Origin of the sequence: Gordonia asplenii (genome assembly GCF_012933505.1) — a bacterium.
Lineage (GTDB): Bacteria > Actinomycetota > Actinomycetes > Mycobacteriales > Mycobacteriaceae > Gordonia > Gordonia asplenii.
Genome location: NZ_JABBNB010000040.1, coordinates 31,813 through 57,729, shown reverse-complemented (window position 1 = coordinate 57,729; position 25,917 = coordinate 31,813). Strand labels below are relative to the sequence as shown.

The following is a 25,917-nucleotide window of genomic DNA, read 5'->3' as shown; positions in this document are numbered from 1 at the left end:
TGGTGACCTGAGGAACCCAACTGGGGCCGAGACATGTTGGGTGCGTTGGGTGTTCGCAGGGCTGCTGGGGTGGTTGCGTTCGGATGTCGGGTCGCCGGCCCCTCGATACACCGAAGCTCGTTCCTCGCTTCGGCACTCGGGGAGCGGGGGATACACCGCTTCGGCACTCGGGGAGCGGGGGCATCCGAAGCTCGTGAGCGCACTCGGGGAGCGGGGGCATCCGAAGCTCGTGAGCGCACTCGTGGAGCGGGGGCATCGGGGCTCGCGAACTTGCCTCGGGGAGCGGGGGCATCGGGGGCTCGCGAACTTGCCCGCGATACGACGACGGTGTCGCTTAGCTGCTCGGGGCCCGGACCACCATCGGGACGCCGGGGAAGTAGGCGGCCATCTCGGAGCGGGCCTTGCGCAGCGAGGCGATGCCGTAGCCCTTCTTGCGGTGTTCCGGGTGTACCCAGATGCGGACGTCGACTTCACCCGCGGTGAGTTCGCCGAACACGAATCCGACCTTCTCGGTGCCTTCGAGGGCGACGAGCCAGATGGCTTCCTCATTGTCGACGCGCGTCGCGGCCTGGGCGAGTTCGTCGGCGACGGTACCTGCCGGCGAGCCGGAACCGTCGCCCGCGACGCCCTGATCCTCGGTGCGCGCGACGAACAGGTCGGCGTCGGAGTCGGCGACGAACGGGCGCAGCAGTAGCGTGTCGCCGCTCGACGCCGGGCGATCGGCGAGGGTGAAGGTGAGAGCCGAATTGAGGTCGTCGAGTTCGGCCTGATTGTGGCGGCGCTGCTCTTTGGTGAGCTGGTCGAGTGACATGCCCAGCACGGCTTCGGCGCCGAGCTGCGACTTTCCGAGGAGCGCGGCGACCGCCTCGATGGCCGCTTTGCGATCCTCTGCGTCGACGATGGCGTCGAGTACCTCGTGCCTACGCTCGAGTGCGGTGAGCAGCGCGTCGGTGATGTCGCGGCGGGTCGTCGTCTGATCCAGATCACTCATGTCGACGATCGTAATCGAGCATCCGCGACTTGGCTTGCTACCCGCAAGTTCTCGCGCGGGTTTTTCGAAACCCGAATTGGAACACGTTTCACTCGAATGTCATGCCCGCGGCGTCGCACTACTTCCGCAGAACTAGAACACGTCCTAGTGTGGAGGTCATGAGTGATATGCAGCAGTCCGGCGATGGCGGTTTCGATCCATTGCGCGGGGGCACCCATCTGGGCGACTTGATGGTCGCCGCTCTCAAACGTCACGCGAAGCGCAACGTGCTGACCATCGGCGACGTCGAACTGACGGGCCGGGAGATGGCCGATGCGATCAGTCGCTACGTTCAGGCGTTCGAATCGCTGGGCGCGGGCAGGGGTACCGCGGTGGGTCTGCTCGCATTGAATCGGCCGGAAGTCCTCCTCGTCATCGGGGCCGGACAGAATCAGGGATGGCGGCGCACGGCGCTGCATCCGCTCGGTTCTGCCGACGACCACGCCTATGTCCTCAACGACGCCGGGGTCCAGACGTTGGTCATCGACCCGGTGCCGATGTTCGTCGAACGCGCGACGGTCCTGCTGGAGAAGGTCGACTCACTCAAGCAGGTCCTCACCCTCGGGCCGGTCCCGCCCGAACTCGCCGACGTCGGCGTCGACGTGATCGCCGAAGCGAGCAAGTTCGACGCCCGGCCGCTGGTCGCCGCGCGACTCGGCCCCGACCACGTCGTGTCGATCACCTACACCGGTGGCACCACCGGCAAGCCCAAGGGCGTGATCGGCACCGTGCAATCGATTTCGACGATGACCCAGATCCAGCTGGCCGAGTGGGAGTGGCCGGCGAATCCGCGCTTCTTGATGTGCACTCCGCTCTCGCATGCCGGTGCGGCGTTCTTCGTGCCGACGCTGGTCAAGGGCGGTTCGATGGTGGTGCTCGCCAAGTTCGATCCGGCCGAGGTGTTGCGCACCATCGAAGAGGAGAAGATCACCGCGACGATGCTGGTGCCGTCGATGCTATATGCACTGATGGACCACCCCGACTCTCGGACGCGCGATCTGTCGTCGCTGGAGACCGTCTACTACGGGGCGTCGCCGATCAATCGGGTGCGCCTGGCTGAGGCGATCGAGCGCTTCGGCCCGATCTTCGCGCAGTACTACGGGCAGTCCGAGGCGCCGATGGTGATCAGCTACCTCGGCAAGAACGACCACGATCCGGCCCGACTGTCGAGTTGCGGGCGACCCTCGGTGTTTCTGCGCACCGCGTTGCTCGGCCCCGACGACAATCCTGTCGCGCAGGGTGAGCCGGGTGAGGTGTGCGTTTCCGGCCCGCTCCTCGCTGGTGGCTACCGCGGGCTGCCCGAACAGACCGCGGAGACCTTCCGTGACGGTTGGCTGCGTACCGGCGACGTCGCGCGCGAAGACGAGGACGGATTCTGGTTCATCGTCGACCGCACCAAGGACATGATCGTCACCGGCGGTTTCAATGTCTTCCCGCGTGAAGTGGAAGACGTTGTCGCAGAACATAGTTCGGTGGGTCAGGTAGGTGTGATCGGTGTGCCTGACGACAAGTGGGGCGAGGCGGTCACCGCCGTCGTCGTACTGCGTGCCGAGGTGGACGCCTCCGAAGAGGCCAAGGCTCGGATCGCAGCGGAGATCCAGACCGCGGTGAAGGAGCGCAAGGGCGCGGTTCAGTCGCCTAAGCAGGTCGTCTTCACCGACGCGTTGCCGCTGACCGCGCTGGGCAAACCGGACAAGAAGGCGCTGCGCGCACGCTATTGGGAATCGTCGACGCGATCGGTGGGCTGAACCCAACTCGAATCGGTGAACCCGAACGAAGTATTCGTTCGGGTTCACCGATTCTTGTTGGGTGAGGTGAACATCGACCTACCGATAGCGGACGTCGAACTCCTTCGCGCCATTGAGCCAGCCGGCGCGTAGGCGTTGGGGCTCAGCGACTTTCGTGATGTCGGGTAGGACGTCGGCGATGGCGTCGAACATCAGTCCCACCTCGAGTCGGGCGAGGTTCGCGCCGACGCAGAAGTGCGCGCCGCTGCCGCCGAAACTCAAGTGCGGGTTGGGATCTCGTAGGATGTCGAACGTGAACGGATCATTGAAGACGTCCTCGTCGAAGTTGGCCGAACTGTAGAACAGGCCGACGCGGTCGCCGGATTCGATTGGCACGCCGCCGATCTCGGTGTCGACGAGGGCCGTTCGCTGAAAACAGTGGACCGGTGTAGCCCAGCGAATGATTTCGTCGACGGCGGTGGCCGGCCGCTGCGCCTTGTACAGCTCCCACTGGTCGGGGTTGTCGAGGAAGGCGTTCATGCCGTGGGTTGTCGCATTGCGGGTGGTCTCGTTGCCCGCGATCACCAAAAGCACGATGAAGAAACCGAATTCGGCCTCACTCAGTGCTTCGCCGTCGATGTCGGCCTGCACCAGGGTGGTGAGAATGTCGTCGGTCGGGTGCTTACGACGTTCCTCGGCGAGCAGGTAGGCGTAGCCGAGCAGTTCGGCGTTCGCCATCTCCGGGGTGAGGTCGGGCGTCTGATCGTGGGTGTTGATCATTGCGTTGGCGAGGGTGAAGATGCGGGCGTGGTCCTCGGCCGGGAAGCCGACGAGATCCAGAATCGCTTGCAGCGGAAGGTGAATGGCGACGTCGGCCACGAAGTCGCCGTCCGTCTTCGACGCTGCCTCCATGGCGATCCGGCGTGCCGACTCGCGCAATATCTCGGTCAGCGAGCTGATCGCGCGCGGAGTGAACAGACGCGAGATGATCTTGCGCAGTCGCGTGTGTTCGGGAACGTCGTGGTTGATCAGCAGGGCGCGCGTCAGATCGAGCTGCTCAGCGGTGATGCCGTCGGGCAGGCGCATCACCGCGCCCTTGCGATACGTCGACCACGCGTGATTGTTCTTCGAGATCTCGCGGATGTGCGCGTGTTTGGTGACGGCCCAGTAGCCGGCGTCGGAGAAGACGTTGCCTTCGCGGGGCTGGCCGTTCCACCAGACCGGCATCGTCGAACGGAGCTCCGCGAACTGATCGTGCGGGACTCCGTTGACCATCACGTCGGGGTCGGTGAAGTCGAATCCCTCGCCGAAGCGACAACCGTCCGTCGAGCTGCTGGTCGTGGTCATCTGAGGCCTCCGATTCGCTGCGTTGTGGGCTGTGTCACCACACCATACACCGAGTCGAAATGTGTATTGTCTGAGCGGCTCGACGTCGACGCGACAGGGCTCGGGTGACTCCCGGGTAGTGTGGGCAGTCATGCGCACGCACGGCTGGGGTGGCGACGTACCCGTCGACGACGATGAAGCGGTCGCCCGCATCCTGGCGGCGACTCGAACATGCATCGATCGCAATCCGACGTCGACCGGCGTCGCCGATGTCGCGCGGGAACTGCAGGTCACTCGGCAGACGGTGTACCGATACTTCAAAGGCACCGAGGAATTGCTGGAGGCCACCGCGATGGATGCGGTGGGCGATCTGCTGACGCGGGTCAGTGCGGGGCTGGCCGGAATCACCGAGCCCGACGCCGCGGTGGTCCGGGGGCTGGTGCTCGTGATGGCAGAGCTGTCTGCGCAATCGTATGTGGGACTCGTGCTCAACGGCGATCACTTGACGATGACCAGGCTCGGCGGCGTCACCTCCGACATCGCCTATGGTTTCGCGCGGTCCATCGTCGGGCGGATGGATGTGGACTGGGCGGCAAGGGGTTTCACCGACGCCGACGTCGACGTGGTGATCGAGATCCTGCTGCGCACGCTGCAATCACTGATCGTCGATCATGGGCGAGGTCGGTCGACGGAGGAGTTGGGACGGTTCCTGGACCGGTGGACGGGAGCGTCGATCCGGGCGATGGGGGATACGGCATAGCGACACGTCCAACAGAAAGGCCCAGGTCCGACACGTTTAGAGTCGGATCTGGGCCGTCGAGTCGGATCTACGGTGCTGCGGGCTCAGATGCGTTCGATGATGGTGCCGGTCGCCAGCGCACCACCCGCACACATGGTGATCAGCGCGGTGGTGTTGTCGCTGCGCTCCAACTCGTGCAGGGCGGTGGTGAGGAGGCGGGATCCGGTGCTGCCCACCGGATGGCCCAGCGCGATGGCGCCACCGTTGACGTTGACCTTGTCCATGTCCGGCTGATGCACCCTGGCCCAGCTCAGCAGCACCGACGCGAAGGCCTCGTTGACCTCGAACCGGTCGATGTCGTCGATGCTCATCCCCGAACGCGCCAACACTCGCTCGGTCGCCTGAACGGGGCCGTCGAGGTGGTAATACGGTTCGGCGCCGACGAGTGCCTGTGACACGATGCGCGCGCGGGGCGTCAGCCCGAGTGCCTTGGCCTTCGCCTCGTCCATGATGAGGACCGCGGCGGCGCCGTCGGAGATCTGCGACGACGTTCCGGCGGTGTGGATGCCGCCCTCCAGGACGGGCTTCAGTGCCGAAAGGGATTCCAGCGTCGTAGCCCGCAGGCCCTGGTCTTTGTTCACCTCGAGGATCTCGCCGGTGAGGGTGCCGTCCTTGAGTCGCTCGGGTGCCTTGACAGTGAGCACCTCGCGGTCGAATCGGCCTTCGTCCCAGGCCTGCTTGGCCAGCCGCTGGCTGCGCTCGCCGAGTGCGTCGACGTCGGCGCGCGTGATGCCGCGGCGCGTGGCGATTCGCTCGGCCGCCTCGAACTGGTTGGGCATGTCGATGTCCCATGACTCCGGGCGACGAGGGCCCGCACCGTCGACGACGTTGGCGCCCAACGGAACCTGCGACATCGCTTCGATGCCGCACGCGATCCCGACGTCGATCGTGTCGGTGGCGATGAGGCCGGCGATGAGGTGATTGGCCTGTTGCGCCGAACCGCACTGGCAATCGATGGTGGTGGCACCGGTCTGCCACGGCAATCCCGCGTGCAGCCATGCGGTGCGGGTGATGTTGTTGCCCTGCGAGCCGACCTGCATCACGCAGCCGCCGATGACCTGTTCCACCAGCTCCGCGTCGATGCCCGCGCGCTCGACGACGCCGCGCTGAGCCGCGCCGAGAATTTCCGCCGCATGCAACCCGGAAAGCCAACCGGCGCGCTTTCCGATCGGGGTTCGCGCTGCTTCGACGATTACCGGCACACCCATGAATTCATCCTTCGACGTTTCGCTTCCCGCCACCCCGCTCGGGGCGGGGACAGTACCTCCGGAGCGGAGGTCTCCAACATCAAAACTAGAACAGGTTCTTGTTGATGTCCATCCTGTGTGGCACTCTGGGATACAGCAAATCTTAGAACAGGTTCTCGCGCTGTCGACGGTGGTGTGGGAAAGATTCACAGAACGAGGTGATCGAAGTTGACCCAGGCCCAAGACGCCCCGGTCTCGAGTTCGTTCCTGGGTCAGGACGGCTGGGATTTCACCAGTCCGGACCTGCTCCAGAACGGCATTCCGGTGCGGGAGTTCGCCGAACTCCGCAAGACAGCGCCGGTCTGGTGGAACGCTCAGGCACCCGGTAAGGGCGGCGGATTCCATGACGGCGGCTACTGGGTGGTCTCCAAGCACGCCCACATCCGCGAGATCTCGAAGAACAACGACGACTGGTCGACCAACACCAACGGTGTCATCATCCGCTTCGACGACGAGATGACCTCCGAGCAGCTCGAGATCACCAAGGCGCTGCTGATCAACCACGACCCGCCGTCGCACACCCGGCTGCGCAAGCTCGTCTCCAAGGCTTTCACGCCGCGGGCGGTGCACGCCCTCGAGGAGAAGCTCGACGAGGCAGCGCGGACCATCGTCAAGCGCGCCGCGGAGTCCGGCACCGGTGACTTCGTCCACGACGTCGCCGTCGACCTTCCGCTGCTGGCGATCGCCGACCTGCTCGGCGTCCCGGAGGAAGACCGCGTCAAGTTGTTCAACTGGTCGAACAACATGATGAACTACGACGACCCCGAGTTCGGTGAAGATCCGCAGATGGCGTCGGCCGAGATCCTCGGCTACGGCTATCAGATGGCCGAGGCGCGCCGCAAGGATCCGGTCGAGGACATCGTCTCGGTGCTCGTCAACGCCGACATCGACGGTCAGCACCTCGACGAGATCGAGTTCGGATACTTCTTCATCCTGCTGACCGTCGCGGGCAATGAGACTACCCGCAACGCCATCAGCCACGGCATGAACGCGTTCCTCGACAACCCCGACCAGTGGGAACTGTTCAAGGAGCATCGGCCCGCCACCGCGGTCGACGAGATCGTCCGCTGGGCCACGCCGGTCAACTGTTTCCAGCGAAGTGCCAAGCGCGACACCGAGATCGGTGGCGTCGCGATCAGCGAGGGCCAGCGCGTCGGCATGTTCTACGGATCGGCCAACTACGACGAAGAGGTCTTCGAGGATCCCTTCTCGTTCAACATCCTGCGCGATCCCAACCCACACGTCGGTTTCGGCGGCAACGGCGCTCACTTCTGCGTCGGCGCCAACCTGGCGCGCATGGAGATCAACCTGATGTTTAACGCGCTGGCCGACCTCGTCCCCGACATCACCAAGCTGCAGGCGCCGCGGCGACTGCGCCACGGCTGGATCAACGGAGTCAAGGAGTTGAGGGTCGACTATGGCGTCAAGTGATGTGACCGAGGTTCCCGCCTACCTCAACATCGACCGGGAGAACCACCCCGCGGTGGTGGCGGGTCGTCGTTCGCGCGACGCCGTCGCGGCCCGCGACAAGCAGGCGTGGCTGGACAACTTCGCGGCCGACGGCAGCGTCGAAGACCCGGTCGGCCCGTCGATGTTCGATCCCGAGGGCAAGGGTCATCACGGGCTGGCGGAGATCTCGGCCTTCTGGGACAAGACGATTGCGACCACGGAGAAGATCGACTTCGTCTTCGACGAGGAAGTGATCTGCGGCAACGAGGTCGCCTACATCGGCAAGATCCTCACCCACATCGCCGGGCACATCTCCGAAGCGCACGGCGTGTTCACCTATCGTGCCGACGCCGACGGCAAGATGTCGGCGCTGCGGGCGTTCTGGGAAGTGGAGAAGACCATCAACTCGTTGCGCAAAGCCTGACAGCCGAGACTCGATGTCGCTGACTCGACCCGAACGGATGTCCGTTCGGGTCGAGTCGTCTGTGCCGGGGCTGTCATCGTCGACGGTGTCGAGTTACTCGTATACTCCGGTCACAGATAAATCGGCCAAGGAGTCAGCAATGCCCAGCAGCACCGTAGAGACCGTCTTCGACGCCCCGCGCGACGTCGTCTACCGGCATTTCGCCGAGCGCGAGAGCGTGAGCCCGTACCTCCCGATCCAGGTGAAGCTGGTTCGTCCGGGCGACGAGTCCGGCGTGGGCGCACAGCACTCGCTGGGCTTCGGCAAGGTCGGGATCACCGAAGAGATCACCAAGTTGGTTCCCGGCGAACGCATGGAGTACAAGGTCGCCAAGGGTGCCCCGGTGAAGCGGCACGTCGGCATCGTCACGTTCGCCGACGATCCGTCGGGCGGTACCAAGGTCGTCTACACCATGGAGTCGGAGCCGTCGTTGCCGGTGCCGGCACCGGTTCTCACCGCCGGTCTGCGGGCGCTGACCAATCAACTCATCGGTGGGATTCGGAAGGCGGTCGCCGCCACGGCCTAGGGTGGTCGGTATGGACATCGACGACGTGGCCGACGAGCTGTACGCACTCGACCCGGCCGACTTCGTCGCGGTCCGCAAAGAACGAGTCGCCCAGGCGCGCGCCGACGGGGAGCGTGAGCTGGCCCGCGAAATCGGCTTGCTGCGCAAACCCACCCTCGTCGGCTGGGCGCTCAACGTTCTCGCGCGCGAGTCCGCCGACGACGTCGGTGCGCTCCTCGAGGTCGGCGACGCTCTGCGGGAAGCGCAGCATGCGCTGTCGGCGGATCAGTTGCGCGCGCTGGACAAGCAGCGCCAGCAGGTGGTCCGCGGTCTCACCAAACGTGCGGTCTCGCTCGCCGCGGATCGTGGACAGACGTTGAGCGAGAACGCATCTCGTGAAGTCGGCCAGACGCTGGGCGCCGCGATGGCCGACCCGGAATTCGGTGAGCAGGTCCGCCTCGGCAGGGTCATCACCGCTGTGCAGCACGCGGGATTCGGCAGCGGCGGCGAGGAGGTGTTCGGGCGCGCCGGGCTGCGCGTCATCGACGGTGGGCGCACGACTCGGCGGCCCAAGCCCGACGCCGCGGAGGTGCGCAGAGCGCTGCGCAAAGCCCTGTCCGACGCCGAGGCGGTGCTCGACGCCGCAACCGCCGGCGCAGAACAGGCCGAGGAGACGCTCGACGACGCGACTCTGCGGCGCGTCGAATCACAGGAGCGCATCGACGAACTGCGCAGTGAACTCAGCACTGCCGAGGCTGATCTGCGAACCGCGAAGCTCGCCGAGGAGACCGCGAAAAAGCAACGGGCACAAGCTGATCGGGAACGGATCGCCGCCCAGAGTGCGGTAGATGCGGCACGTGCTCGACTGGACTCACAGTGAGCGCGCAGAATTCTCGCCGGTAGCGGCGAAGGAAATTGCCAGCAAGATGGACTATTGAGTGCACTCGACCTGATTGGAGCGAAGCGATGCAGGACGTGTCCCGGCGCGCGTTTCTCGGTGGAGCGGCGACGCTGGTGGCTGCGGTCGCGGCGGGCTGTGCGACACCGGACGAACCGATCGGCCCCACCCACGTCGGCCTGACCTTCGATCCGACTGCCTACACCGAGAAGACGACGACCGTTGCCACATCGTCGGGCGCCAAGTCGGTCACCTACCGGTTCTACGGTCCGGTCACCTATGTCGCCAATCCGGTCGACGCCGACTATCAGAGTCTCACCGTCAGTGTCCCGATCAGCATCGACGGGCGACCGGTCGACGCGGCCAACGCGCCGATTGTTCTCGCGAATTCCGTTGGGGGATATATGCCTTCGTCGGTGAAAGGATCGACCGGCGTAGGCGAGCAGACAATGACCGGGGTGCCCGCCGGGTCAGCCGCTGCCTCGGGGAGTGCTGCGCCGTCGGGCGAAGTGGCGTCCGGCGGAAATACGATGCTCAACGGAGCAGGCAAGACGGTCAGCCTGGCGAAGCTGGCAGTCGCGGCGGGGTATGTGGCGGTCGAACCCGGGGTCCGCGGTCGCACGCTGGTCAACGCGAAGGGCGACTACTACGGCGTCGCGCCCGCCGCGATCGTCGATCTGAAAGCGGCGGTCCGGTACCTGCGGGCCAACGCCGGCCGGCTGCCCGGCGACGTCGAACGGCTGGTGTCGACCGGAACGAGTGCGGGCGGTGCGCTGTCGGCGCTGCTCGGAGCGTCGGGCGACAGTCCGCTGTATGACTCCTATCTGCGTGACCTGGGCGCGGCGTCGGCGAGCGACGCGATCTTCGCGGCAGGTTGTTGGTGCCCGATCGCCGATCTGGAGAACGCCGACGGCGCTTACGAATGGAATTGGGGTACCAATTCCATTGCGGGAACGGGCAAGCTCGCCGACCAGAAGCTCTCCGCCCAGTTGCGCGACAAGTTCGTGACGTACCAGCAGTCGTTGAAATTGACGGGGCGCAACGGTTACGGCCCGCTGACCGCCGACAACTACACCGACTATCTGCTCACCACCTACCTTCGACCTTCGGCTACGCGGTTCCTCACCGCGATGTCGGCCGCGGCGCGCTCTGCCTATCTCGCCAAGAATCCGTTCATCGATTTCGCCGCGGGTACGGCCTTCTTCGACTGGGATGGCTATGTCGATCACGTCGGGGCACGCAAGAAGTCGCTGCCCGCGTTCGACGCCTTCGACCTGTCGGCGGGCGAGAACAATCTGTTCGGCAGGGGCACCACGAAGGCGCGACATTTCACCGCTTACAGCGCGGCGCGCTCGACGTCGGGCAGCAAGGCCGTCGATGCCGACATCCCCGATCTCCTCAACCTGATGAACCCGATGTATCACCTTCGCACCGCCAACTCGCAACGATGCCGGAAGTGGTGGATTCGGTTGGGCACCAAGGACTCTGACACATCGTTGACGGTGTCCAGCAATATCGCGGCCGCCGCTGCCGGGCTCGGCGACGAGGTGAACCACCGCATGTACTGGGATCAGGGGCACGGCGCCAACGACGACGCCGCGGCATTCATCGAGTGGGTGGGTACCGTCACGAAGTAATGTCAGACGACGTGCACCGATCGACGACCCGCCACAACCGCCGCGCGTGAATCGTTACGCAGCGGCCCGATCCGCCGAAGGTAGGTGAGATGGCGACGGGAAAGTTCGACGCCGTCTACCGCGAGCACGTCGCGCCCGTCTGGCGTTACGTGCGTGCTCGTGTGCCCAGCGACGCGGACGCGGAGGATGTCACGAGCGAGGTATTCGTCCGGGCGATGAGGTCGTGGAAACGCTTCGATCCGGCGCGTGGCAGCGTCGGCGGGTGGTTGACGGGCATCGCGCACCACGTCGTCGCCGATTGGTGGGCCGGCCGCGTACGGGAATTACCGACCGACGACGTCGGGGAGTCCGGCGACGTCGACGACACCGCCGATCCCGAGTCGATGGCGTTGCGCCACGCCGACTCCGACGTTCTCCGACGGCATCTGTCGGTGCTCACTCCGCGGGAGCGCGAAGCGGTCGCACTGAGGTTCGGTTCGCAATTGTCGTCGGAGGAGATCGGTGCGGCGATGGGGATTTCGGCTCCCGCGGCGCGGATGCTGGTGTACCGGGGCGTCGGCAAACTCAGGGAGGTGATGAGCGATGAGCATCAGTCGTGATGTACCCGACGACGCCGCGCAGGCGGCTGCCGACGCGCTCGACGCCGAGATCGCCGCGATGCGCGATGGGGAATCGGCGGATCCGCAGTTGCGGTGGTTGTCCAACGCGATGAGCGTCGACCCGCCGTCGAATCTCTACCGCCGCATCGAGCGCGGCATCGGGGTACGTCGGGCCAGGTGGTGGCGGGCGGCCCAGGTGGCGGCGGTGCTGCTCGGGCTGTTGATCTGCTGGCAGGGTGTCAGCATTTTGATTCTCGGCCAATGGATTTCGCGGCATCTCGGTGAGCCGTACGGCGAGCACATGGCGTTCGAAGGCGCGCTGGCGTTCATCGCGGTCGGCATCGCCGTTCTAGCGTCGGCGACGCGACGACGCTGGTTACCGCTGGGGATCGTCGCCGGTGTGCCGCTGGGGCTCGCGTTGGGCGCGCACGGGGTACCGGAGGCTACCGAATTCGCGTGGGGCGCGGTGCTTCATTTCAGCGAGGGCATCGCCGCGATTGTGGTGCTCGTCACATTTGGGGTCGCGTGGCGTTACAGCCGAGTCGAAGGTGCCGAAGACGACATGTGAACCCATCGTGGTGGACTCGACTGAAGGAGAAGTCATGAGAGCAGCGCATCGGATCAGGGCCTACGTGACGGTCTTCGCGCAAGCCAAGCGAAATCGCGTCGACCTGTACGGCTGGTTGATCCGCCGCCCGTTGATCCTGGTCATGACGGGGTTCTACGAGTTCGCGCTGATGTTCAGCAATCGGATGGATCCGCGGCTCAAAGAGCTGGCCGAACTGAAGACGGCCGGGCTGATCAACTGCGAATTCTGCCTCGACATCGGATCGGCGCTGGCCCGCACCGCGGGAATCAGCGAGCGGCAGATCCGTGATCTCCCGGTGTACGCCGACAGCGACGCATATGACGACATCGAGAAGTTGGTGATCTCGTTCGCCGAAGCACTGACGGTGACACCGGCCGTCGACATCGAACCGATCAGGTCGGAACTGCTGGTGCACTTCAGCAAGGGGCAAGTCGCCGAACTGGCCGCGGCCGTCGCGTGGGAGAACCAGCGGGCTCGACTGAACCAGGGGTTGGGTGTGCGCCCGACCGGAATGTCGGACGGTGCGGCATGTGCCCTGCCGGAGCCGCGTCGGGCCTGAGGTGCCGGGCCGTCGGCCCCGTGGCTAAGAGGTTCTCCCGCTGATTTCAGCGACAGCTCCAGTCTGCTGATTGAGCGGGCGCAGCGGTCTGCTGATTGAGCGAGCGCAGCGAGTCGCATCCCCCTCGCTGGTTGAGCCGGGCCCGACGAGCGCAGCGAGACGCGCCTCCCTCGCTGGTTGAGCCGGGCCCGACGAGCGCAGCGAGACGCGCCTCCCCCGCTGGTTGAGCCGGGCCCGACGAGCGCAGCGAGACGCGCCCGTGTCGAAACCATGGCGAGACGAGTTATCAACTGTCGCTATGTGTTTGGTGCGTTGGCATCGTCGGGTTGCGTGGTTTCGACACGGGCCTTCGCTAGCGCTTCGGCCCGGCTCAACCGGCGGAGTGTGGGTGGCCTTCGCTTGCGCTTCGGCCTGGCTCAACCAGCGGGGTGGACGGCCTTCGCTTGCGCTTCGGCGGCTCAACCTGGATCCGTCGACGGCAGGCCCCCCGCTGGTTGAGCCGTGAGGAGCGTTAGCGACGAGCGTGTCGAAACCACGGTGCATCCTCGCTGGTTGAGCCGGGCCCGACGAGCGCAGCGAGACGCGCCCGTGTCGAAACCGTGGCGAAGATGAGTTATCAACTGTCGCTTCGAGTTTGGTGCGTTGGCATCGTCGGGTTGCGTGGTTTCGACACGGGCCTTCGCTAGCGCTTCGGCCCGGCTCAACCGGCGGAGTGGAGGGCCTTCGCTAGCTGTAAGCGCTTCGGCCTGGCTCAACCGGCGGGATGGGTGGGCTCAACCAGCGGGGTGGAGGGCCTCCGCTGGCGCTTCGGCCTGGCTCAACCGGCGGGTTGGGTGGCCTTCGCTTGCGCTTCGGTCCGGCTCAACCGGCGGAGTGTGGGTGGCCGCCCGCGTCGAGGCGCGCCGTGATCGCGTCGAGTGCAAGGTCGAGGGTGAAGGCGAACTCGGCGTCGGCGTCGAGATGAGCCAGTGCGGGCGCCGCCGCGGCGATCCGGGGAAACCCGGCTGAGGTGAGCGACGCGGTGCGGGCCGCGACGTGGCCGGCGTCGGCCGAACCGACCGTCGGACCGGCATCGACCTCGCGTAGCAGTGTGCCGATGAGCGTGGCGATCGTCGCCCGCAGGATGTGCACGGCCTCGTCGGGTGGGAATCCGGCGTCGAGGAGGACCGCGAGCGTTGCCTCGATCGGGGCGAGTCCTCGATTCGACTCGAGTTGTCGCGTGAGCACCAGCGGCGCGGCCCGCGGATGTCTGAGTGCGGCCTCCCGGAACGCGTGCCCGATCGCGACGAGATCCGCGCGCAGGTCGCCCGTCGGTTGCGGCAATCGCATTGCGCCGAGCAGAGACTCGGCGACGGCGTCGAGCAGTCCGTCCTTGTCGGGGACGTGGTTGTACAGGCTTTTCGCGTCGACGCCGAGTCGTCGGGCGACCGAACGCATGCTGACGGTCGCGATACCGTCGTCGTCGATCAGGGTCAGCGCGGCTTCGACGATCGATTCTCGCGACAGGGCGGTCGTGCCTCGGGGCGGGCGGCCGCGGCGGGTCCGCGATGCGGATGTCATGCGTCGATCATGCCTGCTCTTGCAAAAACCCACAACGTGGGTAATACTCGTGTCATTTATAACCCACACTGTGGGTAAAAGGCGCAAGGAGTTCGAACGTGGCCACCACACGCGACCGTTTCACGCTTCCGTCCGCGGACGTACTTCGAGCGCGCGAGAAGCTGGTGCTCGACCATTTCCACGACGAGGTCGTGCAGGACTGGGATGCGACCCTGTCGACCTTCCCGCATCCGCACTACGAACTGGTCGCACAGATGGTCGTGCACGACGGCGACGTCGAAGTCCGCAAGTACTACGACGACACCCGCGTCGCCTTTCCCGACCAGGATCACGAGATCATCGAGTTCCGCCATAGCGTGGACGCTGTCATCGTCGAATTCTGGCTTCTCGGAACACATCTCGGCCCGCTCGGCGGGGTCATTCCGGCCACTGGATCAACTCACCGCACCCGCATGACCGCGTACTTCGTGTTCGACGCCGATGAGAATCTCGTTGCTGAGCGCATCTACTTCGACCAGCTGACCATTCTCAAGCAACTTCTGGCGGGCATCGACAAGCGAAGCCTCAAGGGGCTGCTGACGCTCGGTCGGGTTCTGAAGGGTGTGTTGTCGATGACCGGTGGAGCGCCGGATCCACGACTGCTGAGTACGACAGTGCCGGAGTTCACCAGAAGGCGGGCGTGAGCGGCGAATCCGGTGGCGGAGGCGCAGATCCGACTGCACGGCTCATATCCGGCACCTGAAGACGAACCGTGTCGGATATGAGCGCTCGGTCGGATCTGCCGACGCCGACGATCAGGCGGGCTTGTCGGCTCCGACCAGCCACAGCGAGAAGTACTGCGACCCACCGCCGTACGCGTGGCCGACCGCCTTACGCGCATCCGGCACCTGGTGGTCACCGGCTCGGCCCATCACCTGCAGGGCGGCCTCGGCGAAGCGGATCATGCCCGACGCCCCGATGGGATTCGACGAAAGGACGCCGCCGGATGCGTTCACCGGCAACTTGCCGCCGATCTCGGTGCCGCCGGACTCGGTGAGCTGCCAACCGGTGCCCTCCGGCATGAAGCCCAAGTTCTCCAGCCACATCGGTTCGAACCAGGAGAACGGCACGTAGATCTCGGCGGCGTCGATCTCCTCGAGCGGATTGCTGATGCCGCCGGCCTTCCACAGCGCGGCCGCGGCATCGCGGCCGGCCTGCGGGCTTACGACGTTGCGGTGCGCATACGACAACGGCTCGGTGCGCATCGCCGTCGCGTGAATCCACGCCACTGGATCGCCCGCGGCGACGGCGTCGTCGGCGGCTTGCTCGTCGCCGATCACGACGGCGCACGCGCCGTCCGAGGAGGGACACGTCTCGTCGAATCGGATTGGGTCCCAGAGCATTTGGGAGGCCATGACCTCTTCGGCGGTCTTTCCCGGTTGGTGCAGGTGGGCGAGCGGGTTCATCGCGCCGTTGCGTCGATCTTTGGCGGCGACGATGGCGCCGATGTTGTCCGGAGCGTTCGACTGCCGGATGTATGCCCGCACGTGCGGTGCGAAGAATCCGCCCGCGCCCGCGCCGACCGGCATCGTGAACGGAACCGGAATCGACAACGCCCACATGGCATTCGACTCCGACTGCTTCTCCCAGGCGATGGCCAGCACTCGACGATGGATGCCCGACGTTACCAGCGACGCCGCGACGTTGGCCGTCGAACCGCCGACCGAGCCCGCAGTGTGCACGCGGATGAGCCGTTTGCCAACGGCGCCAAGGGATTCGGCCATTGCCAGCTCGGGCATCATCACCCCCTCGAAGAGGTCGGGGGCCTTGCCGATGACGATCGCGTCGATGTCGTCGATCGAGACCTTGGCCTCGGCGAGCGCACGGTCCATCGCTTCGCGGCACATGCCGGCCATGGTGACGTCGTGTCGCTTCGCGACGTATTTGGTCTGCCCGGTGCCGAGCACGGCGGCTCTGTTACGCGCCATCAGTTCTCTCCCGTCACTTCGTTCGCCCCGATATTCTCCTCATTGCCCAGAGTGACGACCATATTCTGTTGCAGCAGTGGGCCACTCGTCGCATGTGCGACGGCGGTGCCCGCACTGCCGGTCAGGATTTCGTGGGCGGCGTAGCCGATACGTTGCAGCCCGGCGGAGAACAGCGGGTTGGCTGCCAACGATCCCCCCGAAGGGTTGATGCGCACCGACTCGGGCAGTCTCAGCTCCTTGGCGACGATCAACTCCTGATGCGTGAACGCGGCGTGGATCTCGGCGACGTCGACCGCGCGGCTGCGATCGCCGAACGCGGTGTCCCCGGCAAGTCTCGTCGACGGCGATGCGGTGAGGTCGCGGGCGCCGAAGTTCGGCGAATCGATGCGATGATCCCACCCGGTGATCCACGCCGGGTTGGCGACGAGCTCGCGCGCCTTGTGCTCGCTGGCCAGGATCACGGCGGCGGCGCTGTCGGCGTAGGGTGCGATGTCGTGGGCGCGCAATGGATTCGCCACGTAGTCGGCGGCGAGTAGCTCGTCGACCGAGCGGTCCAAGGTTCGCGCGGCGACGGCCGCCATGTCGGCTTCGGTCCAGGCCCCGGAATCCAGTCCGGCACGTGCTTGCAAGGCACCCAGCGACCGGGTGTCGGGCCACAACGGCGCGACCGTATACGGATCGGTCTGCAGGGCGAGGATCTGATCGGCGTTGCCCGCCGATGACTTGCCGAAGGCGTAGGCGAGTGCGACGTCGACGTCGCCGGTGGCGATCTTCACGAACGCCTCGTACAGTGCCCAAGCACCGTCCATCTCGACGTGTGACTCGTTGATCGGCGGCACCGCGCCGATCGAGTCGATCGCGGAGATGAACGAAAACGCCCGTCCGGCAAGGTAATCCGACGACCCGCTGCACCAGAAGTCGATGTCGGTGCGGGTGATGCCGAGTTCGGCGAAGAGCTTGGCGAAACAAGGCATGAGCATTTCGACACCGTTGGTGGTGCCGTGGGTCTCCGCGACGTTCGGTGCATGGGCGAACCCGATGACCGCGATGCGGGGGAGTTTAGCGGTGGTCACGTCAAAGCTCCTGATCTACAGGTGGTTTCGGTACGACTCGAAGTCGGCGTCGGGCTCGCCGGACGGGGCGAAGTGGCTGATATTGCGCATGGTGAAATCCCACTCGGCTTCCGGGCGCCAGACGGCCTTGACTCGCATACCCATCCGCACTTCGTCGGCGGGGACGTCGAGGATCAGATGCAGGAACGGAATGTCGGCGCCGTCGAGCAGCACATAGGCGGCGACGTAGGGCGGCTTGATCTGCTGTCCGAGGAACGGCACGTTGACGATGCAGAATGTGGTGACGATGCCGGTGTCGGGAAGTTCGACGCGGCCCGTCGTCGGCGATCCGTCGGCCGGGGACGCCTGGCGGGGCGGGAAGTAGACCTCGCCGGTGGCGACCCGGCCGCCGATGAGCTTGCCCGCCTTGAGTCCTTCGAGATACCAGGATTCTTCCTCCGACGCCGTGTGTGTGATGGTCAGACCGATCGGGGTGGTGATGATGACTTGACCCGCGACGGCGTCGTCGGGGTCGGCGGTGTTCGCCGGCGCGGCGTCGGCGTGCTCGCCCGGAGCGAAGTAGGCGATGTCGGCGATGTGACCGGTGCGGGCGGCCCGCCACACGGCGTGCACGCGATCGCCGGTATGCAGGTCGTCGACCGAATCGACGGCGACGGCGTGCAGCAACGCGGTGTCGGCGCCGTCGAGTGTGATCAGTGCCCACGCGAAGGGTTTGTCGAGCGGTTGACCCTCGAGTGGCTCGGGCTGCCAGGACCAACTGGTGACGGTACCCGCCGACGCGACGTCGACGATGTCGGTGGTGACGGCCCCGGTGGCCGGATCGAATTCGACCGGTGGAACGAAGACGCGTCCGTCGCTGCTGCGACTGCCCACGATCCGACCGTCGCGCAGCGCGAGCGCGAACTGCGACAGAACGGGTCCGAGTGAGCGGGTGTAGTCGAATCGGTTGTTCAGTGGTGCCGACAGGATCGTCGACTCGGGGGCGGGGACCGGCGCGACGGGACTCGCGTCACCGGGTGCGGTTGCGTTGATGGTCACACCATCGAGTAGAACAGGTTCTAGTATTGGGCGCAAGGAGCTGTCGCGAACGGGAAGGATCACCGGCGTGAAATTTGGTCTGCAATTGGGGTACTGGGGAGCGGGTCCGATCGTCGGGGCACCCGAACTCGTTGCCGCAGCAGAAGATTCAGGATTCGACGCAGTGTTCACAGCCGAATCGTGGGGCTCGGACGCGTACACGCCGCTGTCCTGGTGGGGGTCGTCGACGCAGCGGGTCCGACTCGGAACCGCAGTCGCCCAGTTGTCGGCGCGGCCACCGACGTCATTGGCCATGGCGGCGTTGACGCTCGACCATCTCTCCGGTGGGCGACACATCATCGGGCTCGGAGTGTCCGGGCCGCAAGTGGTCGAAGGCTGGTACGGGCAACCCTTCGGCGCGCCGTTGGCCCGCACGCGCGAGTACGTGCGGATCGTGCGCGACGTCCTCGCCCGCGCCGAGCGTGTTACCAGCGACGGCGACCACTATCCGCTGCCCTATCCCGCGAGCGCCGCGGGTGCCACTGGACTGGGTAAGCCGCTCAAAGCGATCACGCATCCGCTGCGGGCCGACCTGCCTGTCTGGCTCGGCGCCGAAGGACCGCGCAACGTCGCGCAGACCGCGGAGATCGCCGACGGCTGGCTCGCGGTGTTCTTCAGCCTCGGACTCGCCGAGCAGTACAACACCTGGCTCGACGAGGGATTCGCTCGACCCGGCGCGCGACGATCGCGCGCCGACTTCGAAGTCGCCGCCAACTGCCAGGTCGTCGTCACCGACGACGTCGCCGCGGCGATCGATCGGTATCGACCGTCGACGGCGCTCTACGTCGGCGGGATGGGTGCGAAGGAGAAGAACTTTCACGCCGATCTGTACCGGCGGATGGGATACGGCGCGGCCGTCGACGAGATCGGTCGGCTGTTCCAAGCGGGACGCAAAGCGGAGGCGGTAGCCGCCGTACCCGATGAGATGGTGCGCGAGACGATGATCGCCGGAACATTCGATGAGGTGAAAACCCAGATAGCGCAATGGGAATCGGCAGGCGTCACGATGCTGATGGTGACCGCGCGGGAAACCGAGACGATCAAGGCGCTGGGCCGATTGGCAGGGTGATGATTCAACCCGGTCTGAGGTATCGCGGCTGGGCGAGTGGTTTCCCGGGTGGACGAGTGCATCCGGAGTGCATCCCATTGGGCGGCGGGTGCCGGCGCGCTCGTGTGGCAGTTCAGGCGTCTTGCCGTTCAGGTCTCAGTACTTGGTGCGCGGCGTCGAAAGTGAACTCTCGCAACCATGGGCGCGGTCGCCCCGACGGAAGGTGCCTGCGCACCGCGGCATACGGCAGGTCGACCAGGGCGTAGATCACGCGGTCGACGTCGGGCTTGCTCGACGACCCCAGATGACGTTGTGTGAACTCCCGAAGTGCCTGGCGCACAGTGTTGTTCGCCGTAGACAGGTCGGCGGCCAAGGACTCCGGCCACGCGTCGACGATAGCCTTCTCGTCGAACTGCAACAGCAGCGCCGACTTCGTGGGATTGGCTGCGGTCCAATCGAAGACGAAGGCGATGGTCGAGTCGATAGCAGCTATGGTGTCGACGTCGGAGAGCGCGTCGACGAATCCGGTCTGAAATTCGCCGATGGTGCGCAGCCAGAGACGGGCGAGCATCTCGTCGCGACTGGCGAAACGGTGATACATCGAGCCCGACGGCGCGCCGACCGCGCCGGCGACAGCGGTCATCGTCGCGGATGCGGCGCCACCCGCACTGATCAAATCCATTGCGGCGTCGAGCAACTCGTCGGTGGAGAACCGAGGCTTGCGGCCCACGTCAGTTGGTCGTCAACGTCGTGCCCATGGCGACCGCGCAGCGTTTGGCGGTGCCGGCGGCGTCGACGATGTCGATGTCGCAGGTGGCCAACGCTTTTCGGCGTCCGCCATGAGCGAGGTGAGCCGTCGCCCGCAGCACCGCGCCGTCGCGGGCGGGAGATACGTAGTCGATGGTGAAGCCGCTCGTCACGACATTTGCGCCGAGGCTCAGGGCTCCGGCGTAGGTGAGTGCGTTGTCGGCGAGGTAGGCCAGCACACCGCCGTGGATGAGTCCGTATTGCTGGCGGAGTCGATCGTCGACGTCGAGCTCCAAGACGACCGTCTCGTCGTCGAGATGGCTGATCCGCGTGCCGAGCATGGCGCTGAAGGGTTGTGCTGCGAGTACTTCTCGGGCAAGGTCGAGAGTGAACATTATTAGAGGGTCGTCTCTAATATTGTCGTTGTCAACGGAGGTACTCGTGGAGATGAGTGTTGTCGTCCGAGTGGGCGCCGCGGCGTCGGCTGCGATGCGCCGCTGGGCGATTCGACGCAGCAGACACGACGATCCCACGGCCGTGCTCGCTGCCGCGCGGGCGATAATGCGCAGCCGAACCTATTGCGTGTTGGTCACGCACGACGATGACGGGCCGTCGGCGCGAGTGGTGCAACCGCACAAGCCCGACGATCGGTTGTGCGTGCACATCGGTACCTCGCCGATGACTCGAAAGGCGCAGCAGCTCAATGTAACTCGCCAAGCATCGCTGGTATACCTCGACGAGGTGAGCCGGTCGTCGGCGACTATCCGCTGCGTCGTCGAGCCGGTGTCGGCCAGTGAGAATCGCCGCCGGTTCATGTCCGGGTGGTCGGCCTTCTGGCCCGACGGGCCGGAGAGCGCCGACTTCGCGGTCTTCCGCTGTGTGCCGAACCGAATCGAGATCTGGGATCTGCGTCGGGGAATCACGCCGCCGCCCTTCGGGCTGGCGTCGGCGGTGCTTGAGCGGTCCGGCGCCGAGTGGGTCGGTTCGACGTGATCGAATGGCGCTGCGGAGACCGATGATCGGCCACTGTTGCCTGGATCCACCGATGGCAGGCGCTCTCCGCTGGTTGAGTCTGGGTTGAGCCCTGAGGAGCGTTAGCTACGAGCGTGTCGAAACCACGGTGAAATGGGCCCGCCATCGGTGGATCCAGGGTGTTGTGGGGCCGGTCGTTCGACGCCACCGGGTGTGGGAGCGCTGGTCGCCGCGGCGCTGTGGGCGTGCTCCCGGATGCGACCGCGATCAGTAGAGCTCGCTCAGGGGTGGTCGGCTGAGCGCATCTCGGTTGCCGCAGAGGGGTTTTCGACATCCAGCGCCCGAAGCACTCCGTCTCGGTCGGCCTCGCTTCGGGCGGCGCTCCACTTGGCTTTGGCGTTCGCCTCGTCGACCGTGACCGTGATCCCGACGATCGCTTTGAGTTGCTGTGCCACATACGATTCCGGTGCGTCGGACACCGCCCATGGATCGGTGCGGCCGCCTTCGTGACGGGTGGTGAGGGCCTCGACGATCGACAAGATCTCGTCGGCGTCGTGCGTGATGTGCGCGACGCCGGACAACTGAACGGAGCTGTAGTTCCACGTCGGGACGACGCGTCCGTGCTCCGTTTTCGCGGCATACCAGCTCGGTGAGATGTAGGCGTCCGGAGCGGTGGCGACGAGGAGGACCGGCGCACCGTCGAGATGGTGCCAGTGATCGTTCGCCCGCGCGAAATGGGCGACGACGGTATCGTCGTCGCGCCACAGAACGGGTAGCGTCGTCGCGCGGAGTCCATCGATCGAGGAGAACAGGGTCGCGATGCCCGCTGCGGACACCACCTCACGTGCGTGACGGTCGGAGGTGCGGTCGGGTCGGGCGATGTACATGGTGGGACCCTACTGAACGACACTGACCCGGCCCAAGTCATTTCTGAACTAAGTGGACCCTAAGATGTCGGTTATGTCGTGGAACATTCTGGCCGCGGGTCCGCAGCCGCCCGCGCCGCCGACGGTCGGCACCGCCTTGATCTGGTCGGTCTACTTCGCGGCGTTGGCGCTGGCTGTCGGGCTGGGTTTGACCGTGGGCGTCTTGGCGCCCGACGGGCCGCTGGCGCGCCGCGCGCGTCGACTGGCGGTTCCGATTGCCGTGGTCGTCGCGGTGACCGCGGTCCTCGCGTTGGCGGAATTGGCGTCGACCAGGCAGGGAACGTCGTTGTGGAGCGGCCTCGCGCCGTCGACGCTGCAAGACTTCTTCATCGCTCCGCACGGCCCGGGCAAACCGACCGGTCTGACGCTTGCGCAGATGATGGCCTATCTGCTGCTTGTCGCGGCTTTGATCGCCTGGCGGGTGACATCGGCCCGTGGAATGGCGCTGATCGTCCTCGCGTTGGGTGTGACCACCGTGGTGATCCCGCAACTGCCGGTCGGGCCGCTGCTGGCGCAGCGGGTGGCCACCGGGACGATGACGGCGCTGCATTTCACCGCTGTGGTCCTGTGGATCGGCGGCCTGCTGATTCTGGCGATACTCGGCATCCTGGGGCGCTGGGACGCCGGTGTCGCCGACGACGACGCCATCGCCGCCGACTGGGCCGGGGTCTGGGGCCGGTTCAGCAACGTCGCGCTGTGTTCAGTCGGCGTGCTGATCGTGACCGGGACGTGGATGGCGTGGACACACGTCGGCAGCCCCGCGCAGTTGTTCACCACGCACTATGGCCGGTTGCTGCTCGCCAAGCTCGTCGTGGTGATGTTGTTGGTGTGCGCCGGGGCCTACAACACGCGGGTGCTGTTGCCGCGGCTCGCCGCCGCCCGGGCGGCCGACGACCGCCGCGCGGTGTGGCGACTCGCCGTCGAGCACTTCCCGAAAGTTGTTGCGGTGGAGGCTGTTCTGGGGCTGACCGTGCTGGTGATCGTGCCGTTCCTGTCCGGTTCGGCGCGTATGCAGGGCGGGTCGAAGCCGGCGCGGTCGTTCGATCTGACCGTGTTCGGGACGGGCGCGCTGCTGACGGCGTTGGTGGCCGCGACCCTGGTTGCGGGAACGCGAGTCGCAGTAGTGCGGCGCGGGCCGGAGCGAGAGCTGACGGTCACTCCCCGGTGAAGACCGGAATCTCCTTGTGCGCGAACGCTCGAGGTCCGACCTTGGCGTCGGCGGACTGAAACACCTGGGCGCCGAGCACGGCGTCGATCTTGAACGCCTCCTCTTCGTGCATCCCCTCGGTGTCGCGGATGGTCTTGAGGATGGCCTGGACGGCGAGCGGGCCGTTCGCAGCGATCTTGTCGGCGAGTTCGAGGGCTTTGTCCAGGGCGGTGCCGTCGGGGACGACGTGTCCGACGAGACCGTATTCCTTGGCTTCGGCCGCGGTGATGTGGCGGCCGGTGAGGAGGATGTCGGCGGCGATGGTGTAGGGAATTTGACGGACTAGGCGCACGGCACTGCCGCCGAGGGGGAAGAGTCCCCAGCGGGCTTCGGACACACCGAATTTCGCGGATTCGGCGGCTACCCGGATGTCGGTGCCCTGCAGGATCTCGGTGCCGCCGGCGATGGCGGGGCCCTCGACCGCGGCGATCAACGGTTTGGTGAGTCGACGCCCCTTGAGCAGTGCCGGGAGTCTGGTGAGATCCCAGCCGCCCTTGGCGAACGAGTCACCGGGGGCGTTACTGTTCATGTTCTTCAGGTCGGCGCCCGCGCAGAAGTAGCCGCCCGCGCCGGTGAGGACGGCGACGCGGATCTCTGGGTCGGCGTCGACCTGATCCCACGCCGCCTCCATGATCCGCATCATCTCGCCCGACAGCGCGTTTCGCGCCTGCGGGCGGTTCATCGTGACGATCAGAACGTGGCCGCGCTTTTCGACGAGGCACTCGGGTGCGTGCTCCTGCGTCTGCGGGGCGGTGTCGGTGGGAGTGGACATGAAAGCTCCTCGATGATCTGCGCAAAGTACTGCTTGCCGAAAACAATAACACGTTCTACTTTTGACGCATGGCCTATACGATTGCCGATCTGATCGAGCATGCCGTCGATTTGATGCCGGACCGCGTCGCGCTCGAATCGGGGGACCGCGCGCACACCTACCTCGAACTTGAAGCACGCAGCAACGCGCTCGCCCACGCACTCATCGAGCGGGGCGTCGAGCCCGGCGACACGGTAGGGCTGTACAGCAGAAACACCATCGAAGCAGTCGAAGCGATGGTCGCGATCTTCAAGGCTCGGGCCGTCATGGTCAACGTGAACTATCGCTACGTGGAGAGCGAGCTCGAGCACATCTTCACCGACTCGGGGATGAAGGTGCTGATCCACGAGCGGCAGTACTCGCCGCGGGTGTGCAACGTGCTGCCGTCCACGCCGCGGATCGCTCATCGGATCGTCATCGACGACGGGACCGACACCCCGACGTCGATCCCCGGCGAGACCGACTCGGTCATCGATCTGGAGGACGCGATCGCGGCGTCGTCGAGTGTGCGCGACTTCTCGACCCGCTCCGACGACGACCTCTACATGCTCTACACCGGCGGAACCACGGGAAAGCCGAAAGGTGTTGTGTGGCGCCAAGAAGACGTGTTCCGTGTGCTGGGCGGCGGCATCGACTGGTACACCGGTGAGCCGATCGCCGACGAGTGGCAGCCGGCCAAGGCTGGCGCCGCAGGTGGGCAGTTGGTGCGCTTTCCCATTCCGCCGTTCATCCACGGTGGTTCGCAATGGGCCATCTTCCAGTCGCTCTTCGCCGGTGGCAAAGCCGTCGTGTACCCGGAGTTCAGTGGTGCCCGAAGCTGGGAGATCATCGCCCGCCACGGCGTCAACGTCGTATTCATCACCGGAGATGCCATGGGGCGCCCCATGATTGAGGCGCTCGACGGTGAAACCGAGTACGACACTTCGACTCTCGTGTCGGTGGCGTCATCGTCGGTGCTGTTCTCGCCCGCGGTCAAGGAACGCTTCGCCGAACGGTTCCCCAATGCCGTCATCATCGACGCCATCGGGTCGTCGGAGACCGGGTTCGGTGGAATGAGCCCCGTGGTCAAGGGGCAGAGCCACATGGGCGCACCGCGGGTGAAAGCTGACCCGTCGACGCACGTCATCCGCGCGGACGGTACGCACATCGAACCGGGCACCGGCGAGGTCGGGCTGATCGCGCGCACCGGCAACATTCCGTTGCGCTACCACAATGATCCGGTGAAGTCGGCGAAGACATTCGTCGAGTACGACGGTGTGCGCCATTCCATGCCGGGCGATTACGCCACGCTGGAAGCCGACGGCACCATCACGATGCTCGGGCGCGGCTCGGTGTCGATCAACACCGGCGGCGAAAAGGTGTTCCCGGAAGAGGTCGAGGCGGCGCTCAAGGCCCATCCGCAGGTGTTCGACGCCGTCGTCGTCGGTGTGCCCGACGATCGTTTCGGGCATCGGGTGGCGGCGGTGATCGTCGGCCGCGACGGTGCCCGGCCCACGCTGGACGAGTTGAACGTCGTTGTGCGTCAAGGGCTTGCGGGCTACAAGGCGCCTCGCAGCGTGTGGTTCGTCGACGAGGTGAAGCGCTCGCCCGCGGGTAAACCCGACTATCGCTGGGCGGTGTCGACGACTGAATCACGCCCCGCCGACGAAGCGCTGTGACCACCCAAGACTCTCTCGAAACCACTGCAGACAAAGGACTTTC

The 25,917-nt window shown here is 65.8% G+C and carries 26 protein-coding genes; 15 read left to right on the top strand and 11 right to left on the bottom strand.

From position 1 onward, the window contains the following. Window positions 1–334: 334 nt before the first annotated feature. Complete coding sequence (locus tag HH308_RS26460) at window positions 335–991, bottom strand: GNAT family N-acetyltransferase (RefSeq protein WP_170197272.1); 657 nt, start codon at window positions 989–991, stop codon at window positions 335–337. Between the two features lie 158 nt (window positions 992–1,149). On the opposite strand from HH308_RS26460, the gene fadD8 reads away from it, so the two are divergent. Beyond that, entirely contained in the window at window positions 1,150–2,778 is a 1,629-nt protein-coding gene (gene fadD8 / locus HH308_RS26455) for a fatty-acid--CoA ligase FadD8 (protein WP_170197271.1), read from the top strand. Between the two features lie 78 nt (window positions 2,779–2,856). Here the strand turns inward: fadD8 and HH308_RS26450 are convergent, their stop codons facing one another. Further along, window positions 2,857–4,104 (bottom strand): cytochrome P450, encoded by a 1,248-nt coding sequence (locus HH308_RS26450; RefSeq protein ID WP_170197270.1) that lies wholly within the window; start codon window positions 4,102–4,104, stop codon window positions 2,857–2,859. A gap of 130 nt (window positions 4,105–4,234) precedes the next feature. Between HH308_RS26450 and HH308_RS26445 the strand changes: the two genes are divergently transcribed. Then, window positions 4,235–4,843: a TetR/AcrR family transcriptional regulator gene (locus HH308_RS26445; RefSeq protein ID WP_170197269.1), complete on the top strand. Its 609-nt coding sequence runs from the start codon at window positions 4,235–4,237 to the stop codon at window positions 4,841–4,843. Window positions 4,844–4,926: 83 nt separating this feature from the next. Here HH308_RS26445 and HH308_RS26440 read toward each other — a convergent pair whose 3' ends face one another. After that, window positions 4,927–6,090, bottom strand: a complete 1,164-nt coding sequence (locus HH308_RS26440) for a steroid 3-ketoacyl-CoA thiolase (RefSeq protein ID WP_170197268.1) — start codon at window positions 6,088–6,090, stop codon at window positions 4,927–4,929. A gap of 207 nt (window positions 6,091–6,297) precedes the next feature. On the opposite strand from HH308_RS26440, the gene HH308_RS26435 reads away from it, so the two are divergent. From HH308_RS26435 to HH308_RS26400, 8 genes are all read left to right on the top strand, one after another. Then, complete coding sequence (locus HH308_RS26435; protein WP_170197267.1) at window positions 6,298–7,560, top strand: cytochrome P450; 1,263 nt, start codon at window positions 6,298–6,300, stop codon at window positions 7,558–7,560. Continuing rightward, window positions 7,547–8,002 (top strand): nuclear transport factor 2 family protein, encoded by a 456-nt coding sequence (locus HH308_RS26430; protein ID WP_170197266.1) that lies wholly within the window; start codon window positions 7,547–7,549, stop codon window positions 8,000–8,002. The genes HH308_RS26435 and HH308_RS26430 overlap by 14 nt, the downstream gene beginning before the upstream one ends. 139 nt (window positions 8,003–8,141) lie before the next feature. Beyond that, window positions 8,142–8,567: an SRPBCC family protein gene (locus tag HH308_RS26425; RefSeq protein ID WP_170197265.1), complete on the top strand. Its 426-nt coding sequence runs from the start codon at window positions 8,142–8,144 to the stop codon at window positions 8,565–8,567. Between the two features lie 10 nt (window positions 8,568–8,577). After that, the gene (locus HH308_RS26420; protein ID WP_170197264.1) at window positions 8,578–9,426 is read left to right on the top strand and encodes an HlyD family secretion protein; all 849 of its coding nucleotides are present in this window, start codon (window positions 8,578–8,580) and stop codon (window positions 9,424–9,426) included. 86 nt (window positions 9,427–9,512) lie between these two features. Continuing rightward, window positions 9,513–11,081, top strand: a complete 1,569-nt coding sequence (locus HH308_RS26415) for a subtype B tannase (protein WP_170197263.1) — start codon at window positions 9,513–9,515, stop codon at window positions 11,079–11,081. 89 nt (window positions 11,082–11,170) lie between these two features. Beyond that, window positions 11,171–11,680 (top strand): RNA polymerase sigma factor, encoded by a 510-nt coding sequence (locus HH308_RS26410; protein ID WP_170197262.1) that lies wholly within the window; start codon window positions 11,171–11,173, stop codon window positions 11,678–11,680. Then, window positions 11,664–12,248 (top strand): hypothetical protein, encoded by a 585-nt coding sequence (locus HH308_RS26405; RefSeq protein WP_170197261.1) that lies wholly within the window; start codon window positions 11,664–11,666, stop codon window positions 12,246–12,248. Before HH308_RS26410 ends, HH308_RS26405 begins: the two co-directional genes overlap by 17 nt. A gap of 34 nt (window positions 12,249–12,282) precedes the next feature. Continuing rightward, on the top strand, window positions 12,283–12,828 hold the full coding sequence (locus HH308_RS26400) for a carboxymuconolactone decarboxylase family protein (protein WP_170197260.1): 546 nt from the start codon (window positions 12,283–12,285) through the stop codon (window positions 12,826–12,828). Window positions 12,829–13,689: 861 nt separating this feature from the next. Here the strand turns inward: HH308_RS26400 and HH308_RS26395 are convergent. Beyond that, window positions 13,690–14,388: a TetR/AcrR family transcriptional regulator C-terminal domain-containing protein gene (locus HH308_RS26395; RefSeq protein ID WP_170197259.1), complete on the bottom strand. Its 699-nt coding sequence runs from the start codon at window positions 14,386–14,388 to the stop codon at window positions 13,690–13,692. A gap of 98 nt (window positions 14,389–14,486) precedes the next feature. Here HH308_RS26395 and HH308_RS26390 point away from each other — a divergent pair, with 98 nt between their 5' ends. Continuing rightward, on the top strand, window positions 14,487–15,071 hold the full coding sequence (locus HH308_RS26390; RefSeq protein ID WP_170197258.1) for an ester cyclase: 585 nt from the start codon (window positions 14,487–14,489) through the stop codon (window positions 15,069–15,071). A 111-nt stretch (window positions 15,072–15,182) separates the two neighbouring features. Here the strand turns inward: HH308_RS26390 and HH308_RS26385 are convergent, their stop codons facing one another. Genes HH308_RS26385 through HH308_RS26375 form a run of 3 tightly spaced genes read right to left on the bottom strand, consistent with a single transcriptional unit; the run spans window position 15,183 to window position 18,466 of the window. After that, entirely contained in the window at window positions 15,183–16,355 is a 1,173-nt protein-coding gene (locus HH308_RS26385; RefSeq protein WP_376767283.1) for a thiolase family protein, read from the bottom strand. After that, window positions 16,355–17,428 (bottom strand): thiolase family protein, encoded by a 1,074-nt coding sequence (locus tag HH308_RS26380; RefSeq protein WP_170197257.1) that lies wholly within the window; start codon window positions 17,426–17,428, stop codon window positions 16,355–16,357. The genes HH308_RS26385 and HH308_RS26380 overlap by 1 nt, the downstream gene beginning before the upstream one ends. Window positions 17,429–17,443: 15 nt before the next feature. Next, complete coding sequence (locus tag HH308_RS26375; RefSeq protein ID WP_312870862.1) at window positions 17,444–18,466, bottom strand: Zn-ribbon domain-containing OB-fold protein; 1,023 nt, start codon at window positions 18,464–18,466, stop codon at window positions 17,444–17,446. A gap of 67 nt (window positions 18,467–18,533) precedes the next feature. On the opposite strand from HH308_RS26375, the gene HH308_RS26370 reads away from it, so the two are divergent. Then, window positions 18,534–19,574, top strand: a complete 1,041-nt coding sequence (locus tag HH308_RS26370) for an LLM class F420-dependent oxidoreductase (RefSeq protein WP_170197256.1) — start codon at window positions 18,534–18,536, stop codon at window positions 19,572–19,574. Between the two features lie 112 nt (window positions 19,575–19,686). Here HH308_RS26370 and HH308_RS26365 read toward each other — a convergent pair whose 3' ends face one another. Together HH308_RS26365 and HH308_RS26360 are read right to left on the bottom strand one after the other, a co-directional pair. Next, window positions 19,687–20,283, bottom strand: coding sequence for a TetR/AcrR family transcriptional regulator (locus HH308_RS26365; protein ID WP_170197255.1), 597 nt, complete (start codon window positions 20,281–20,283; stop codon window positions 19,687–19,689). Between the two features lies 1 nt (window position 20,284). After that, window positions 20,285–20,695, bottom strand: a complete 411-nt coding sequence (locus HH308_RS26360) for a PaaI family thioesterase (protein ID WP_170197254.1) — start codon at window positions 20,693–20,695, stop codon at window positions 20,285–20,287. A gap of 52 nt (window positions 20,696–20,747) precedes the next feature. On the opposite strand from HH308_RS26360, the gene HH308_RS26355 reads away from it, so the two are divergent. Next, window positions 20,748–21,293 carry a pyridoxamine 5'-phosphate oxidase family protein gene (locus HH308_RS26355; RefSeq protein WP_246284865.1) on the top strand — a complete coding sequence of 182 codons (546 nt, stop codon included), beginning with the start codon at window positions 20,748–20,750 and terminating at the stop codon, window positions 21,291–21,293. A 260-nt stretch (window positions 21,294–21,553) separates the two neighbouring features. On the opposite strand, the gene HH308_RS26350 is transcribed toward HH308_RS26355, so the two are convergent. After that, window positions 21,554–22,159 (bottom strand): FMN-binding negative transcriptional regulator, encoded by a 606-nt coding sequence (locus tag HH308_RS26350; RefSeq protein ID WP_170197252.1) that lies wholly within the window; start codon window positions 22,157–22,159, stop codon window positions 21,554–21,556. Window positions 22,160–22,232: 73 nt separating this feature from the next. Between HH308_RS26350 and HH308_RS26345 the strand changes: the two genes are divergently transcribed. After that, window positions 22,233–23,366 carry a CopD family protein gene (locus tag HH308_RS26345; RefSeq protein ID WP_170197251.1) on the top strand — a complete coding sequence of 378 codons (1,134 nt, stop codon included), beginning with the start codon at window positions 22,233–22,235 and terminating at the stop codon, window positions 23,364–23,366. Here HH308_RS26345 and HH308_RS26340 read toward each other — a convergent pair. Continuing rightward, complete coding sequence (locus HH308_RS26340) at window positions 23,353–24,177, bottom strand: crotonase/enoyl-CoA hydratase family protein (protein WP_170197250.1); 825 nt, start codon at window positions 24,175–24,177, stop codon at window positions 23,353–23,355. The genes HH308_RS26345 and HH308_RS26340 overlap by 14 nt on opposite strands. Before the next feature lie 68 nt (window positions 24,178–24,245). On the opposite strand from HH308_RS26340, the gene HH308_RS26335 reads away from it, so the two are divergent. After that, window positions 24,246–25,874, top strand: coding sequence for an acyl-CoA synthetase (locus HH308_RS26335; RefSeq protein WP_170197249.1), 1,629 nt, complete (start codon window positions 24,246–24,248; stop codon window positions 25,872–25,874). Window positions 25,875–25,917: the final 43 nt, after the last annotated feature.

Bases quoted from the DNA above. Each gene is read 5' to 3' on its own strand.
- HH308_RS26460 (WP_170197272.1), bottom strand. From the start codon at position 991: ATGAGTGATCTGGATCAGACGACGACCCGCCGCGACATCACCGACGCG.
- fadD8 (WP_170197271.1), top strand. From the start codon at position 1,150: ATGAGTGATATGCAGCAGTCCGGCGATGGCGGTTTCGATCCATTGCGC.
- HH308_RS26450 (WP_170197270.1), bottom strand. From the start codon at position 4,104: ATGACCACGACCAGCAGCTCGACGGACGGTTGTCGCTTCGGCGAGGGA.
- HH308_RS26445 (WP_170197269.1), top strand. From the start codon at position 4,235: ATGCGCACGCACGGCTGGGGTGGCGACGTACCCGTCGACGACGATGAA.
- HH308_RS26440 (WP_170197268.1), bottom strand. From the start codon at position 6,090: ATGGGTGTGCCGGTAATCGTCGAAGCAGCGCGAACCCCGATCGGAAAG.
- HH308_RS26430 (WP_170197266.1), top strand. From the start codon at position 7,547: ATGGCGTCAAGTGATGTGACCGAGGTTCCCGCCTACCTCAACATCGAC.
- HH308_RS26425 (WP_170197265.1), top strand. From the start codon at position 8,142: ATGCCCAGCAGCACCGTAGAGACCGTCTTCGACGCCCCGCGCGACGTC.
- HH308_RS26420 (WP_170197264.1), top strand. From the start codon at position 8,578: ATGGACATCGACGACGTGGCCGACGAGCTGTACGCACTCGACCCGGCC.
- HH308_RS26415 (WP_170197263.1), top strand. From the start codon at position 9,513: ATGCAGGACGTGTCCCGGCGCGCGTTTCTCGGTGGAGCGGCGACGCTG.
- HH308_RS26410 (WP_170197262.1), top strand. From the start codon at position 11,171: ATGGCGACGGGAAAGTTCGACGCCGTCTACCGCGAGCACGTCGCGCCC.
- HH308_RS26405 (WP_170197261.1), top strand. From the start codon at position 11,664: ATGAGCATCAGTCGTGATGTACCCGACGACGCCGCGCAGGCGGCTGCC.
- HH308_RS26400 (WP_170197260.1), top strand. From the start codon at position 12,283: ATGAGAGCAGCGCATCGGATCAGGGCCTACGTGACGGTCTTCGCGCAA.
- HH308_RS26395 (WP_170197259.1), bottom strand. From the start codon at position 14,388: ATGACATCCGCATCGCGGACCCGCCGCGGCCGCCCGCCCCGAGGCACG.
- HH308_RS26385 (WP_376767283.1), bottom strand. From the start codon at position 16,355: ATGGCGCGTAACAGAGCCGCCGTGCTCGGCACCGGGCAGACCAAATAC.
- HH308_RS26360 (WP_170197254.1), bottom strand. From the start codon at position 20,695: ATGTTCACTCTCGACCTTGCCCGAGAAGTACTCGCAGCACAACCCTTC.
- HH308_RS26355 (WP_246284865.1), top strand. From the start codon at position 20,748: ATGAGTGTTGTCGTCCGAGTGGGCGCCGCGGCGTCGGCTGCGATGCGC.
- HH308_RS26350 (WP_170197252.1), bottom strand. From the start codon at position 22,159: ATGTACATCGCCCGACCCGACCGCACCTCCGACCGTCACGCACGTGAG.
- HH308_RS26345 (WP_170197251.1), top strand. From the start codon at position 22,233: ATGTCGTGGAACATTCTGGCCGCGGGTCCGCAGCCGCCCGCGCCGCCG.
- HH308_RS26340 (WP_170197250.1), bottom strand. From the start codon at position 24,177: ATGTCCACTCCCACCGACACCGCCCCGCAGACGCAGGAGCACGCACCC.
- HH308_RS26335 (WP_170197249.1), top strand. From the start codon at position 24,246: ATGGCCTATACGATTGCCGATCTGATCGAGCATGCCGTCGATTTGATG.